Below are 13882 nucleotides of genomic sequence, written 5' to 3' on the forward strand. Positions count from 1 at the left end.
ACGTCACGTCAAGGACCCCGACCGCGCCCAGAAAACTGGACATCACACGCACGATGTTCGGTTGACGGCAAATCGGGCCCAGAAACACTACAGAGTGAGATCGTAGAATCACTACGCGTAACACTGGGAATCGCCTCAACATAGAGAGGCGGGGCACGGCATGCTCCGCAAGCGGTGCCGGGGGGAGTACGACATGAGCGCTATCCGACCATCGACCGTCGAGGTCGAGACATCCCTACGACTCGTCGCGCCCGACGCGACCGCGCTGCCGGTGCGAGCCAGCTTGCGCTACGACCCGAACGACCCGTACGCGGTTCACGTCCTTTTCCACGCCGAGTCGGCGGGCGGCGAGCCGGTCAGCTGGTCGTTCGCCCGCGAGCTGCTGTTCACCGGGCTCGACGAGCCGGCCGGGATCGGCGACGTGCGAGTCTGGCCTTGGAACGGGCCGCGGGGCGACTTCGTCGCCTTGGCCCTGTCCTCGCCGGACGGCAACGCATTGTTCGAGGTTCCGCGCAGCGTGCTGGTGCGGTTCCTGCGGCGCACCTACAGCGTCGTGCCACGCGGCCACGAGACTGACCACCTCGACGTCGACAACGCGGTGAGCCGGCTCCTCGCCGGCCGCTGAAACCGGCCCCGGCCGCGGCACCACCCGCCCGCCGGAAAAGCCCGCTCCACCCGTACCCGCCGGCCATCGACTGCCACCTGCGGTACACCCGAATAACAAGCGAGAATCCGGGCGCCACGCGAGCCCGCCACCTCCGGCAAGCCGCCATCGCCGGGAGCGGGGCACGCGTGGCGCCCGATGCTGTCATCCGGGCGGCCGGCCGGTGCCGGCGACCCGGATCTCGCCCCACGGGTTGAGCTCGACCAGCCGGGCGGGCACCGGGTCGGCGCCGTTGCGGCCCGCGAGCAGCACGTCACGCCGCCCGGAGCGCAACAGCGCCACGACCTCCGGGCCCGCCGACATCCGCGCGCTCCAATGGAACCGGCCGTCGATGGGCTGGAAGTGACCGGAAAGGCGCAGCTCAACCTGGTAGGTCCGCTCCCCCGCGACGAGCGAGGCCTTGACCACCGGCGATTCCTCGGGCATGGTACTGACTAGTACCAACCCCGGCCGGTACCGTCAAGGAGGGCCGCCATGCCGGATGTCGCCGCCGCTCGCGAGGTCACCGCCGCCCGCCTGCTCAAGATCTCGGCGGGCAACTCGTACGACCCCGACGTCGACATCGACTGGAGCGCCCCGCAGCCGGCCGGGGTCATGTACGCCCCCGAGCGCCGCCTGTCGCTGCACGGCACCCCGCTATGGGACTCGCTCACGTCCGAGCAGCGCGTCGAGCTGTCCAAGCACGAGGTGGCAAGCATCGCGAGCATCGGCATCTGGTTCGAGGTGCTGCTCATGCGCATGCTGCTGCGCCACGTGAGCGGGATGGACCCGCGCAGCGAGCACGTGCAGTACGCGCTCACCGAGATCGGCGACGAGTGCCGGCACAGCATCATGTTCGGCCGGATGATCGAGGCATTGGGCGCGCCCGCGTACCGGCCGGCGGCGGTGCACCGCGCGCTCGGGCGCTACCTGGGCGCGACCGCCGGCGGCATCCAGACATTCGCGGCCGCGCTGGTCGCCGAGGAGATCCTCGACGCCCTCCAGCGCGAGGCGATGGCCGATGAGAGCCTGCAGCCGCTGGTGCGGATGGTCTCGCGGATCCACGTGGTCGAGGAGGCGAGACACATCAAGTTCGCCCGGGACGAGCTCGCCCGGCAGGTCGCGTCCGCGGGCAGAACGCGGCGGTTGTACTGCCAGATCATCGTCGCCCGCGCCGCGTACACGGTCACCCACACCCTCATCAACCCGTACGCGTACGCCGCGGTCGGGCTGGACCCGGCCCGGACCCGCGCGGTCGCCTGGGCGAACCCGCACTTCCGGGAGACGCTGCGCTGGGCCGGCACCCGGGTCACGACCTACCTGCAGGAGCTGGGCCTGGTCGAGGGCCCCGCGCAGCGCATCTGGCGAGCCGCCGCCCTGATCTAGCGATGTGTTCCCGATCACGAGACGATGCGTGGCCGGCGCGCTACGGTTCAGGGAGTCGGTGTGCTGTGTGTCCCCGGGCCTCACCACACTGCCTTCACGGAATACCGTTCGGCTGGAGCCGTGTTGCGCCTATCGCCGCGAGGCGACCTGGCACACCGACCCTAAACTTCCGCTCAGATCAGGCTCGGATCAGCCTCAGGTCAGCACCGCGTAGACGACCAGGTTGTCGCGGTACGAATGGCGGGCCTGGTCGAAGGTCCCGCCGCAGGTGATCAGCCGCAGCTCCGGCACCGGCGTCGGCCCGTAGACGCGCGTGCTCGGGAACTGCGCCTTCGCGTAGTGCTCGCTCGCCGTCACGCGGAACGTCAGCCAGCCGTCGCCCCGCTGGACGTCGACCGTGTCGCCCGGCTGCAGCTCGTGCAGGCGGTAGAAGACGGCCGGGCCGGTCTTGGAGTCCACGTGGCCGGCCAGCACCGCGGGGCCCGCGTCGCCCGGGTACGTGCCGCCGGTGAACCAGCCCGCCTCGCCGTACACCTTCGGGCTCTCCAGCATCCCGGCGGCGTCCATCTGCAGGCTCTCCAGCGGGGTGTCCACGCCGAGCTTCGCGATGCGCAGCCGGGACGGGGGCGCGTCCGGCGCGGCGGTCACGGCCGACAGGTCAATGCTGTGCGGCACGATCCAGGTCGCGTCGCCCGCGTCGATGTCGACCCGCCGGCCGACGAGCGTCGCCGCCCCCACGATCATCGGTGCGGCCAGGGCCAGGACGCAGCCGATGAGCATCAGCGTCCGGCGCCGGGTGGCGGTCAGGTTCAGGCGCTGTCGCAGCGCCCGATGCCTGACCACCTTGCCCGTCTTGCCCATGATGTCGAGCGGCGGCTACGCGGCCGCCGCCGTGCGCGAACGGCCACGGCGCCAGAGCAGACCACCGGCCACGGCCAGCACGACCAGGGCCGTCCCGGCCCCGATCGGCAGCAGCGGGTCGATCCCCGTCGACCCGCCGGCGGTGCCGCCGCCGCCCGTGTCGACGCCGCCCTCGGGTACTCCGCTGCTCGACGCGTCGGTGCGCAGCTGCGCGGTCAGGCCGCCGCTGCCGTCGAGGATGATCAACGAGTACACCGCGCCGGCCTTCAGCGGTGCGGTGACCGTCGTCGCGGCGCTGGTCGCGCTCGGGGCCGCCAGCCGCAGCGTCCAGCGGCCGGGGTCGACCGTCTGGTACGAGGTCGTCGTGGCGAACTGCACGCCGTCGGCGATCTTCGTGCCGCCCGACACCGAGACGTCCAGGATCGGCTGCTTCACCGAGGCCTGGATGACCCGCACCTTCGCCTTGCCCGACGCGGGCAGGCCCAGGTCGTCGGCGATCACGCGCAGGCCGAGGTCGGCGAACTTGCCGGTGCCCGCGACCGTGTAGGCCTTGCCCTCCTCCACCGTCGCCTGGGTGCTCAGCACCGGCGCGGCCGAGGCCGGGTCGCCCTTCTTGCGCATCGCCACCGCGTAGGTGCCGGGCGGAAGGGGCAGGTACTTCGAGACGGTGCCGTACGCGACGGCATCGAACTTCTGCTGCGGAATGGCCCCGCTGACGGAGCTCAGATAGACGTCGACCGCCGGAGTGTCGGGCGACAGGTGGGCGAGGCGGACATACCCGACGCCGGCCGCGGCCGCGGGCGAGGCCTCCACCATCGTCAGGCCCAGGCCGAGCAGCGCCGCGGCGGCTAACGCCGCGAGCCGCCGCCGCTGGGGAGCAGCCAACACGTTGAACCCCCTGCTGTGAACACAGCTCGCTGTTTCAGGAACCAGGAATGGGTCGAACGCACCCGCGGGGGTCGAGTGAGTAATCCGCACGGGCACCGTGAGCACCGATCGCGGTGAGTCTGGCACGTCGCTGAGCAACGCGCCACCCATGCTGGGCAGCGATCATCGCGCAAGGTGTACGGTGCCCAACGCTGTGCTGCGGCACTACGTCCGTCCGGACGAGGAAAGTTACCTATCGGTACCCTTCGCTACATCTGGGTGCCGAAGTCCTGGGTCCAGATCGCGGTCTTGCCCTGGTAGGCCAGGCCGACGCCCAGGTCCTTGAGCTTGCAGTTGAGGATGTTGGCCTTGTGCCCGGCGCTGTTCATCCAGGCGTTCATGACCTCCTCGGGCGTGCGCTGGCCCTTGGCGATGTTCTCCGCCGCGTTCGACCACCTGTATCCCTCGTTCGAGATACGCGTGGCGAAGGAGGTTCCGTCCTGCGAGTCGTGCGAGAAGTAGTTGTGGGCCGCCATGTCGGCCGAGTGCTTGTACGCGGCCGCGCGCAGCTTCGCGTTGTAGTTCAGCGGCTGGCAGCCGGCCTTGCCCCGCTCGGTGTTCACGAGGGCCAGGACCTGGTTCTCGTACGCCACGTTGCTGCCCCCGCCCGGCGCGGCCGTGGTCTTCTTGGCCGTCGGCGCCGTGGTCTTCGGGGCGGGCGTCGCCGCCTTGGTCGTCGGGGCGGCGGAGGTGGCGTTCCCGGCCGGGTCGCTGCCGGCCGCCGACGGGTCGCCGGAGGCGCCGCCGAACAGGTCACCGGCCTCGATGCTGGCCGCGGCCCCGGCGGCCACGTTGGACTGCGGGGCGGCGTTGGAGCTCTTGGACAGCAGCAGCGAGCCGCCGAAGGCGACCGCGCCGACGACGACGAGCGCGACCGCGCCGATGCCGGCGACGAGCAGCATGCGCTTGCCGCGGCGGGCCTCGTCCTGGTCGGCGCCGCCCGGGAGCTCGTCGTAGTCGCCGGCGGGGTAGCCGCGGGGCTGGTCGTAGAAGCCGGGCTCCTGGCGCTCTCCGCGCTCGCCCCAGCTGTCGCCCCGGTCGCCGTTGCCGCCCTGGCCGCCCCGGTCGTCGCCGTAGCCGCCCTGGCCGCCCTGGCCGCCGTAGCCGCCCCGGTCGTTGAAGCCACCCCGGTCGTCGCCGTAGCCGCCGCGGTCGTCGTGGCGGCCGGCCTGGGCGCCGTACGGGTCGTAGCGGTCCGCGTAACCGTCTCCGTACGCTGACACCGGGGCCTCCATGCATGCTTGCGGTCAGAGCCGCAGTCGACACTAGAAGCCCCTAGGCGCCGGATTCGCGCGCGGGAGCCGAATTAACGACGGTCTAAGCCAAACTTATGCCGCGGCTGCGGCCGGTAGCAGGGCGCTCACCACGCGCCGGAGCACCGCCGTGGCGCCGTCCACGTCCAGGTGCAGCTCGTCGCGCCACATCGACCAGCCGGCGAACGTCACGGCGACGGTCAGGGCGTCGACGATCTCGGTCCGGGCCGGGCCGGCGGCGTCGAGCTCGGGGCCGAACAGCGTCTGCAGCTCCTCGCGGGCGATCTCGAGGTACCAGGCCCGGTTCTTGCGCAGTTGCGCCGAGAACGGTTCGCGGATGCGGGCGGCGCGGGCGGCCGGGGCGATGAGCTCCAGGAGGCGGGCCCGCTGGGCGCAGTACCGCTCGATGCGCTCGACCAGTGGCAGGTCCGGCTCGACCGGGCGGTACTCCGCGCGCTGCCGCTCCATGAGCCGCTCGCCGGCCGCCGCGAACAGGCCCTCCATGTCCTTGAAGTTGGTCCACAGCGCGCGCAGGGACACCCCGGCCCGCTCGGCGATCCGCTCGGCGGTCGGCCGCAGCTCGCCCTCTTCCAGCAGCGCGAAGTGCGCGTCCGTGATCGCCTGCCGGGTGCGCTCGGCCCGTAATGTGCGCCCGTCCACCCGCGGCCGCACTCCCGCATCGTTCATGACCTGACAGCCTACGTGCCACATGCTCGGCCGACCCTCTACGGTGAGGTACGTGGCAGTGCGCGTGCACGACATCGAGATCGAACTCCCCGCGTTCGACCCCGGCGAGCTCGAGCCGGTCAGCGCGCCGTGGGGCGGCAACCTCAACGAGGCCTACGTGCAGACGGGCCGCGCCATCCGCACCACGCTCATCGACGCCCGGCTGCGCCGCTCCCACCTGGAGAACCTCGACCTCAACGGGGTCGTGTGGGAGGACGTCACGATCAGCGGCTGCCGCCTGGAGAAGGTCGACTTCACCGCGGCCCGGCTGACCGGGCTGACGCTGGAGCGGGTGCACTTCGTCAACTGCAAGCTCACCTGGGCCAACCTGGCCGAGTCCAGGCTGTCGGACGTGCTGTTCGAGGGCTGCCGCCTCGACGGGGCCTCGCTCGACGACGTCAACACCACCGGCCCGACCGGGTTCGTCGGCTGCGTGCTGGTCAACACCAACCTGCGCGACTGCGCGCTGCCCTACGCGGCGATGCAGGGCTGCCGGCTGCGGCAGATGTCGTTCGAGAGCTGCGACCTGCGCGGCGCCGACCTGCGGGGCAACCAGCTGTCGGAGGTCAGCGGGATGAGCAGCCTGCGCGGGGTGACGATCGAGCCGGCGCAGCTGCCGGGGCTCACCGACGCGGTGATGCGGGACCTCGGCGTGATCGTGCGCGGCCCGAAGGGTTGACCCGCCAGCGGGGCCGGCCGCGGGATGGCGTGCGGGCGGGTCCGGCGCTGAGCGGCGGCGGTGGCGGGTCGTCGACGCAGATGGCCGGCGGCGCCAGGGCCGGGCCGAGCAGGTCGCGCGGGTCGGCGTCCAGGGCCCCCTCGACGGTGGCGAAGGCGGCGATCCCGCTCATCCCGGCCGCGATGCCGAGCCAGGAGCGGATCGCGGGCGACGGCGCGGCCAGGCGCAGCTCGCCGCCGCGGTCGCGGGCCAGGCCGGCCACCCCGACGAGCAGCTCGGCGCCGGTGGTGTCGCACACCGTCACCTGGGACACGTCGAGCACCAGCCGGGGCTCGTCGGCGACCAGGAGCCCGGCGAGCACCGGCTCGATGGTCGCGACCGTCCCCTCCACCAGCAGCCCGTGCAGGGCCAGCACGACCGCACTCATCGCTGTGACGGTACCGATACCGCTCCCCCGGTGTCAGCGGCCGGGTGGCCGACCCCTCCTGCGCCGTTCAGCCCGCCGGGGGTCGACGGACGCCGATGATCACGCCGGAGCCGTGGGCCAGCTCCACCGCGACCAGCCCGGGGTCGGTGAGCAGCGCCCGGCGCACCCCGGCCTGCTTGGCCCGGAAGTCCTCCGGCCATCCCTCGACCGGGGTCATGTCGTCGACGACAAGGGTCCCCCGAGCGTTCAATTTTTCGACGGTACGGTCGAGCCCCTCGATCTTTCCCCCGAACGCGTCGGCGAAGACGAGGTCGTACCGGTGGGGCGTGGCCGCGAGGAACTCCAGTGCATCGGCAACGTGCAGGTGCACGAAGGCCGGCCACTCCGCCGTCGCGGCGAGGGCCGCGGTGGCCGGGTCGGCCTCGACCGAGTCCACGCTGACATCGCTGCGGGGCCGCAGGCCGTCGGCGATCCACGCGGTGCCGACCCCGGCGCCGGTGCCGATCTCCAGCACGCGCGCTCCCGGCGGCAGGGCGGCGGCCAGGGTGGCCAGGAGGCGCCCGACCTCGGGCTCGCAGGACTGCCCGAAGCCGTTCGCGGTGGCCCGGGCGTAGGCGGTATCGACGAGGCTCACGGCGGCGACCCTACCGAAGATCGTCGCGCTCCGCGTGCAAAGCTGGGCCCCGTGAAGTCACTGCCTCTGCGCGTCCTCACCCCCGCCGCCGCCGTCCTGCTGGCCCTCGGCGCCTGCGGTTCCCCGTCGCAGTCGCCGGACAAGCCCGCGAAGGACGGCCCCGAGCAGACCGCCACGAACGCGTTCGAGGTGAAGGACGACGTCAGCGTGGTCGAGGTGGACAGCGAGGGCGGCTCGATCTCGATCAAGGTCGGCGGCGGGCCCACCATCAAGGTGACGGAGACGCTGAAGTACAAGAGCGACAAGCCCGGCCGCAAGCAGAGCGTGGACGGCGGCGAGCTCATCCTCGGCTCGGCCGGCTGCCCGAAGAACGACTGCTCCATCTCCTACGTGGTGGAGATGCCCTCGACCCTGAGCATCCGGCTGGACAGCTCGGGCGGGCGGGTCGACCTGACCGGGCTGACCGGCCTGATCGACGTGCAGACCGACGGCGGCGCGGTGTCCGCGGAGGGGCTGGCCCCGCCGGAGTTCAACGCGCGCACCGGCGGCGGCCCGGTCGACCTCAAGATCACCCAGGCGCCGGACCGCATCGACATCGACAGCGGCGGCGGCAACGTGAACCTGCGGCTGACCTCGGACGGGTACGCGCTGGACGCCCAGCTCGACGGCGGCAAGCAGAGCGGCACGGTCAAGACCGACGCGGGCTCGGTGCACAAGGTCAAGGTGGCCACCGCCGGTGGCAACCTGAGCTTCGTCTGACCGGTTTCAGTCGGTCAGCGCACTGTAGACGAGCTGGCGCAGCTGGGGGCGCAGCGGGTAGGTGCTCGACGGCACGAGCTGGGCGTAGAAGCCCACCGTGAGCCGCTCGACCGGGTCGACCCAGAAGGCCGTGCTCGCCGCGCCGCCCCAGTAGAAGGTGCCGGGGCTGCTGTACACGCGGGCCGGGACGGGGTCGCGGACGACGGCGAAGCCCAGGCCGAAGCCGATGCCCTCGAACGTCGTCTCGGCGAAGCCGCCGGTCTGCAGCTTGTCCAGGTCGACGCCGCCGGGCAGGTGGTTGCGGGTCATGAAGGCGACGGTGCGCGGGGCGAGCAGGCCGTCGCCGCGGCGCAGCAGCATCATCATGAACTTCTGGTAGTCGGCGGCGGTCGAGATCAGGCCGCCGCCGCCCGCCGGCGCCTTGGGCTCCTCGAACGCCAGGTCGCCGAAGGAGTCGAAGCGCACGCGGCGGCCGTCGGGGCCCGGGACGTACAGCGCCGCCATCCGCGGCTCACCCGGCGCCACCGACCAGGTCGTGTCGTGCATGCCCAGCGGCTCGAGGATGCGCGTGCGCACGAACTCCGGCAGCGGCATGCCGGCGACCACCTCGACCAGGCGGCCGAGCACGTCGGTGCTGACCCCGTAGCCCCAGGCGGTGCCCGGCTGGAACAGCAGCGGCAGGCCGGCGAAGGCGCGGGAGGCCTCGGCGAGATCGGCGCCGGGCTTCATGCTCAGGTCGTAGCCGGCCTTGCGGTACAGGGCGTCGACGACTGAGGTGTACAGGAAGCCGTACGTCAGTCCCGACGTGTGCGTGAGCAGGTGCCAGACCCGGATCGGCTCGGTCGCCGGCACCGTGTAGGGCTGGTTCGCCGAGCCCTTCTCGTACACCCGCATGTCGCGGAACTCGGGCAGCCACTCGCTGATCGGGTCGGTGAGCTCGAAGCGGCCCTCCTCCCACAGCAGCATCGCGGCGACGGAGGTGACCGGCTTGGTCATCGAGTACAGCCGCCACAGCGTGTCGGGCTCGACCGGCAGGCCGGCCTCGGCGTCGCGCTGCCCGTACACGCTGTGGTGCGCGACCTTCCCGTCGCGCGCGACCGCCAGCTGCCAGCCGGCGAGGCGGCCATCGTCGACGTATCGCGCGAAGTGGGCGTCGAGGCGGGCCAGCCGCCGTGCGTCGAACCCGGCCTGCTCCGGCGCCACTTCACGATCGATACTCACAACCCGGGACTGTAGATCCCGTTTCAGGAAACCGCGAGCTGCTCCGCCCCCTCCACGACCCGGTCGACGAAGCCGTACTCCTTCGCCTCCGGCGCGGTGAACCAGCGGTCACGGTCCGAGTCGGCCTCGATCTGCTCGTAGGTCTGCCCGGTGTGCTCGGCGATCAGGCGCTGCATGGTCTTCTTGGTGAACAGCATCTGCTCGGCCTGGATGGCGATGTCGGCCGCGGTGCCGCCGATGCCGCCCGAGGGCTGGTGCATCATGACCCGCGAGTGCGGCAGGGCGTAGCGCTTGCCCGGGGTGCCGGCGCTGAGCAGGAACTGCCCCATCGACGCCGCCATGCCCATGACCACGGTCGACACGTCGTTCTTGATGAACTTCATGGTGTCGTAGATCGCCATGCCGGCGGACACCGACCCGCCCGGGGAGTTGATCCAGAAGGCGATGTCCGTCTCGGAGTCCTCGGCGGCGAGCAGGATCAGCTGGCCGCAGATGCGGTTGGCGCTCTCGTCGTTCACCTCGGTTCCGAGCACGATGATGCGCTTGCTGAGCAGACGCTCGAAGACGGCGCTGTCGAACGGGATCTCAATGTCGGCCATACCCCGACGGTATGGCCTGCGGGTTGCTCCTGGATCCCCCGTTCGCCGTGAGCGTGTTCGCTCTCAGCGTTTTCCCTGCTCCCGGAGCACCGGTCGCAGGGCGTCAAGCACCGCCGGGTCCTCGATGGTGGAGGGCACGGGCTCCTCGCGGCCGTCGGCGATGCCCCGCATGGTCCGGCGCAGGATCTTGCCCGAGCGGGTCTTGGGCAGCCCGGCCACCACCTGCACGCTGCGCAGGCTCGCCACCGCCCCGATCCGGTCGCGCACCAGCCGCACCAGCTCGGCCCCGACCGTCTCGGCCGGGGTGTCCACACCCGCCTTGAGCACCACGAACCCGCGCGGCACCTGGCCCTTGAGCTCGTCGTCGACGCCGATCACGGCGCACTCGGCGACCGCGGGGTGGCTCGCGAGCACCTCCTCCATCGAGCCGGTCGACAGGCGGTGGCCGGCGACGTTTATGACGTCGTCGGTGCGGCCCATCACGTACAGGTAGCCGTCCTCGTCGAACCGCCCGCCGTCGCCGGTGAGGTAGTGGCCGGGGTAGGCGGACAGGTACGAGCGGACGAACCGCTCGTCGTCGCCCCACAGCGTGGGCAGGCACCCCGGAGGCAGCGGCAGCCGGATCGCGATCGCGCCGTCGGTGCCGGTCGCGGCGTCCTGCCCGTCCGGGGTGAGCACGCGCACGTCGTAGCCGGGGACCGGTACCGACGGCGAACCGGGCTTCGTGGGCAGCTCCTCGAGGCCGCGCGGGCTCGCGGCGATCGGCCAGCCCGTCTCCGTCTGCCACCAGTTGTCCACGACGGGAACGCCGAGGCGCTCGCCGGCCCACGCGTAGGTCTGCGGGTCGAGGCGCTCCCCCGCCATGAACACGGTGCGCAGGCTCTTGATGCGCTCGCGGTCGATCCGGGCCCCGTCGGGGTCCTCCTTGCGGATCGCGCGGATGGCGGTCGGGGCGGCGAAGAGCACGTTGACGCCGTGGTCCTCGACCACCCGCCAGAACGCGCCGGCGTCGGGGGTGCCGACGGGCTTGCCTTCGTACAGCACCGTCGTCGCGCCGGCCAGCAGCGGGGCGTAGACGATGTACGAATGGCCGACGACCCAGCCGACGTCGGACGCCGCCCAGAACACGTCGCCGGCCCCGCAGTCGAAGATGTTCGCCATCGACCAGGTCAGCGCGACGGCGTGCCCGCCGTTGTCGCGCACGATCCCCTTCGGCCGGCCGGTCGTGCCCGACGTGTAGAGGATGTACAGCGGGTCCGTCGCCGCGGTCGGCACGCACTCCGCGGCCGGCGCCTGGTCGACGGCCTGCGCCCAGGTCAGCTCGCCGTCGCGCAGCTGCGCCGGGCCCTGCTCGCGCTGCAGCACCACGACGTGCTCGGGCTTGTGCCCGGCCTCCTCCAGCGCCGCGTCCAGCAGCGGCTTGTACTCCACCAGGCGGCTCGGCTCGACGCCGCACGAGGTCGCGACGATGACCTTGGGCCGGGCGTCGTCGATGCGGGCCGCGAGCTCCTTCGGGCCGAAGCCGCCGAACACCACCGAGTGGACCGCGCCGAGCCGCGCGCAGGCCAGCATGGCGACGACGGCCTCGGGCACCATCGCCATGTAGACCACGACCCGGTCGCCCGGCCCGACGCCGAGCCGGCGCAGGGCGCCCGCGAAGACGGCGACCTCGTCGCGCAGTTCCCGGAAGGTGTACCGCCGGACGGTGCCCGTGACCGGGCTGTCGTACACGAGCGCGAGGTCGTCGCCGCGCCCGCCGTCGACGTGCCGGTCCAGCGCGTTGTGGCAGGTGTTGAGCTCGGCGTCGGGGTACCAGCGGTAGAAGGGCGGGCGGTCCGCGTCGAGGATGCGCATGGGCATGCGCTCCCAGTCCACACCGGCGGCGGCGTCGCGCCAGAACCACTCGGGGTCGGCGAGGCTGCGCTGGTACATGTCGTGGTAGGCGCCCATGTCCTTGATCCTGCTCCGCGGGGCACGGGTTGGGTAGGGCCGATGCGTTGCTCGCCCGTTTTGTCGGCTGCCTTTGTTACACCGGCGGCCTTTGTTACACCGGCTGCCTTTGTTACACCGGCTGCCTTTGTTGCACCGGCGGCCTTTGTTACACCGGCGGCCTTTGTTACACCGGCTGCCTTTGTTACACCGGCGCGGCGGCGCTCGCTAGGCCCGCGGGGGCGTTGGCCAGGGCCTGCTGGATGGCCGCGACCAGGGCGAGCGCGGCCTCCTCGGTGAGCTCGACCGCGACCCGGGCCGACGGTCCGAGCGCCGGGTTGGCGAAGTCGATGTTCAGCGTGTGACCGAACTGCGCGTGCTGCGGATGATCGACGTACACCGCGGCGCGGGTGAGGTCGAACCAGCCGGTCGCGCCCTTGCCGGCGCCTTCGATGTCGACCGTCTCGGTCTCGTACGTGCACACGGTCAGGCCCCCAGGTGTGTGCCGAAGAACGCGAAAACGCGCTTCCACCCGTCGACCGCGGCCTCGGGCCGGTACGACGGGCGGTCCACCGCGAAGAACCCGTGCCCGGCCCCCGCGTAGCTGTGGTGCTCGAACGACTTGCCGTGCTCGCCCATGAGCGCGGCGAGGCGCGCAACCTCGTCGGGCGCCGGATACTTGTCGTCGTCGCCGAACAGCCCCAGCACCGGGCAGCGCACGTCAGGCAGGCGATCCCGGATCGAGCCGACCTTGAGCGGCGACCCGGTAGGGGGCGCCTCGAGCGCAAATGCCCCGTAACAGTCGACGGCCGCATCGAGCGCAACGGCGGTCGAGACGAGCAGCGCCTGCCGGCCACCGGAGCAGTGCCCGATAACCCCGACCTTCCCGTTGGCATTGTCCAGCCCCCGCAGCGCCGCCGCGGCCGTGGCAACATCACCGATGATCTGCTCGTCGGGGATGCCACCCTGCCCGCGCACGAACGCGGAGGCGTCGTCGGGCGCGGCGTTCGGAGCCTCGCGCCAGAAGAGGTTGGGGCAGATTGCCGCATAGCCGTTGACGGCGAACTTGCGAACCATCTCCTTGGCCGCCTCGTCGTACCCGGGCAGGTGGTGAATGACCACGACGCCGGGGAACGGACCGGGGTCGAGCGGACGGGCCTGGTACGCCTGGATCTGCTCCTCACCGATGTACACCGTCTCGGCACGGATCGCGTCTGACATGTGCTGCACTCCAGTCGTTTTTCGCTGGTGCTGTTCCTTAGCCGGGCAAACAATATCCCCGCCCAGCTACCGGCGTGCCGGCACCCATGCCTCTGTGCCCCCACGACTTCGAGCGTCCGCGAGGTGTGGGGGTCGCCCGCCGACGGCTGTGTTCTTACTTGGGCAGCCGGTCCGCCTGCCCCTGGGGCCCTTCTGTGTCTGACAGCGGCGTGCATTGCACAGCCCGTCAGCTGGGGGCCGTCCCGCTGGACCGGACGCCTGCCATGCTCTCTCGCGGCGACGCGCGCTTCCGGGGGACCACTCCACTCCCCGACGACCAACTCGCGACATCGCGCGCCTTGGCGACCGAGCGTGGGCGCGCTGACCGTCAGCCGGCGGCCGAGGCGGACGGCGCGGACGCGGCGGGCACAGGCGGGCACGGGCAGCGCGGCCGAGGGCGGGCGGCGCTGGCGCGGGCGGCGCGGCCAAGCGTGGACGGCCAAGCGCGGGCGGCGCGGCCGAGCGCGGGCGGCGCGGCCGAGCGCGGGCGGCGCGGCCAAGCGCGGGCGGCGCGGCCAAGCGCGGGCGGCGCGGCCAAGCGCGGGCGGCGCGGCCGAGCGCGGGCGGCGCGGCCGAGC

The 13882-nt window shown here is 72.1% G+C and carries 16 protein-coding genes; 4 read left to right on the top strand and 12 right to left on the bottom strand.

The window, feature by feature from the left end:
- The first annotated feature begins 193 nt into the window (after positions 1-193).
- Positions 194-625 (top strand): SsgA family sporulation/cell division regulator, encoded by a 432-nt coding sequence (locus tag ACPPVO_RS49920; RefSeq protein WP_344503366.1) that lies wholly within the window; start codon positions 194-196, stop codon positions 623-625.
- Positions 626-808: 183 nt separating this feature from the next.
- Here ACPPVO_RS49920 and ACPPVO_RS49925 read toward each other — a convergent pair whose 3' ends face one another.
- Complete coding sequence (locus tag ACPPVO_RS49925; protein WP_426506171.1) at positions 809-1090, bottom strand: DUF4873 domain-containing protein; 282 nt, start codon at positions 1088-1090, stop codon at positions 809-811.
- A gap of 48 nt (positions 1091-1138) precedes the next feature.
- On the opposite strand from ACPPVO_RS49925, the gene ACPPVO_RS49930 reads away from it, so the two are divergent.
- Positions 1139-2029 carry an AurF N-oxygenase family protein gene (locus ACPPVO_RS49930; protein ID WP_426506173.1) on the top strand — a complete coding sequence of 297 codons (891 nt, stop codon included), beginning with the start codon at positions 1139-1141 and terminating at the stop codon, positions 2027-2029.
- Positions 2030-2224: 195 nt separating this feature from the next.
- Here ACPPVO_RS49930 and ACPPVO_RS49935 read toward each other — a convergent pair whose 3' ends face one another.
- The 4 genes from ACPPVO_RS49935 to ACPPVO_RS49950 all read right to left on the bottom strand — a co-directional run bounded on the left by ACPPVO_RS49935 (position 2225) and on the right by ACPPVO_RS49950 (position 5757).
- Positions 2225-2890: a class F sortase gene (locus tag ACPPVO_RS49935; RefSeq protein WP_426506174.1), complete on the bottom strand. Its 666-nt coding sequence runs from the start codon at positions 2888-2890 to the stop codon at positions 2225-2227.
- Between the two features lie 15 nt (positions 2891-2905).
- A complete protein-coding gene (locus tag ACPPVO_RS49940; RefSeq protein WP_426506176.1) occupies positions 2906-3778 on the bottom strand; it encodes a DUF4397 domain-containing protein in 873 nt (290 codons plus the stop codon).
- 248 nt (positions 3779-4026) lie between these two features.
- Complete coding sequence (locus ACPPVO_RS49945) at positions 4027-5040, bottom strand: CAP domain-containing protein (RefSeq protein WP_426506177.1); 1014 nt, start codon at positions 5038-5040, stop codon at positions 4027-4029.
- A 105-nt stretch (positions 5041-5145) separates the two neighbouring features.
- Entirely contained in the window at positions 5146-5757 is a 612-nt protein-coding gene (locus ACPPVO_RS49950) for a TetR/AcrR family transcriptional regulator (RefSeq protein ID WP_426506178.1), read from the bottom strand.
- A 52-nt stretch (positions 5758-5809) separates the two neighbouring features.
- On the opposite strand from ACPPVO_RS49950, the gene ACPPVO_RS49955 reads away from it, so the two are divergent.
- Positions 5810-6475 (top strand): pentapeptide repeat-containing protein, encoded by a 666-nt coding sequence (locus ACPPVO_RS49955; protein WP_360376034.1) that lies wholly within the window; start codon positions 5810-5812, stop codon positions 6473-6475.
- Here ACPPVO_RS49955 and ACPPVO_RS49960 read toward each other — a convergent pair.
- Positions 6420-6902 carry an STAS domain-containing protein gene (locus ACPPVO_RS49960; RefSeq protein WP_426506180.1) on the bottom strand — a complete coding sequence of 161 codons (483 nt, stop codon included), beginning with the start codon at positions 6900-6902 and terminating at the stop codon, positions 6420-6422. The two genes, ACPPVO_RS49955 and ACPPVO_RS49960, sit on opposite strands and share 56 nt — an antisense overlap.
- Before the next feature lie 67 nt (positions 6903-6969).
- Positions 6970-7536, bottom strand: coding sequence for an O-methyltransferase (locus ACPPVO_RS49965; RefSeq protein WP_426506182.1), 567 nt, complete (start codon positions 7534-7536; stop codon positions 6970-6972).
- Between the two features lie 51 nt (positions 7537-7587).
- On the opposite strand from ACPPVO_RS49965, the gene ACPPVO_RS49970 reads away from it, so the two are divergent.
- Entirely contained in the window at positions 7588-8295 is a 708-nt protein-coding gene (locus ACPPVO_RS49970; RefSeq protein WP_426506183.1) for a hypothetical protein, read from the top strand.
- A 6-nt stretch (positions 8296-8301) separates the two neighbouring features.
- On the opposite strand, the gene ACPPVO_RS49975 is transcribed toward ACPPVO_RS49970, so the two are convergent.
- From ACPPVO_RS49975 to ACPPVO_RS49995, 5 genes are all read right to left on the bottom strand, one after another.
- On the bottom strand, positions 8302-9516 hold the full coding sequence (locus tag ACPPVO_RS49975; protein ID WP_426506185.1) for a serine hydrolase domain-containing protein: 1215 nt from the start codon (positions 9514-9516) through the stop codon (positions 8302-8304).
- Between the two features lie 23 nt (positions 9517-9539).
- On the bottom strand, positions 9540-10115 hold the full coding sequence (locus tag ACPPVO_RS49980) for an ATP-dependent Clp protease proteolytic subunit (RefSeq protein WP_426506187.1): 576 nt from the start codon (positions 10113-10115) through the stop codon (positions 9540-9542).
- A 63-nt stretch (positions 10116-10178) separates the two neighbouring features.
- A complete protein-coding gene (locus ACPPVO_RS49985) occupies positions 10179-12065 on the bottom strand; it encodes a propionyl-CoA synthetase (RefSeq protein WP_426506188.1) in 1887 nt (628 codons plus the stop codon).
- A 184-nt stretch (positions 12066-12249) separates the two neighbouring features.
- Positions 12250-12528, bottom strand: a complete 279-nt coding sequence (locus ACPPVO_RS49990; protein WP_360376048.1) for a DUF6295 family protein — start codon at positions 12526-12528, stop codon at positions 12250-12252.
- 2 nt (positions 12529-12530) lie between these two features.
- Positions 12531-13265, bottom strand: a complete 735-nt coding sequence (locus tag ACPPVO_RS49995; protein WP_426506190.1) for a dienelactone hydrolase family protein — start codon at positions 13263-13265, stop codon at positions 12531-12533.
- Between the last annotated feature and the right edge of the window lie 617 nt (positions 13266-13882).

Source organism: Dactylosporangium sp. McL0621 (assembly GCF_049995355.1).
Lineage (GTDB): Bacteria > Actinomycetota > Actinomycetes > Mycobacteriales > Micromonosporaceae > Dactylosporangium.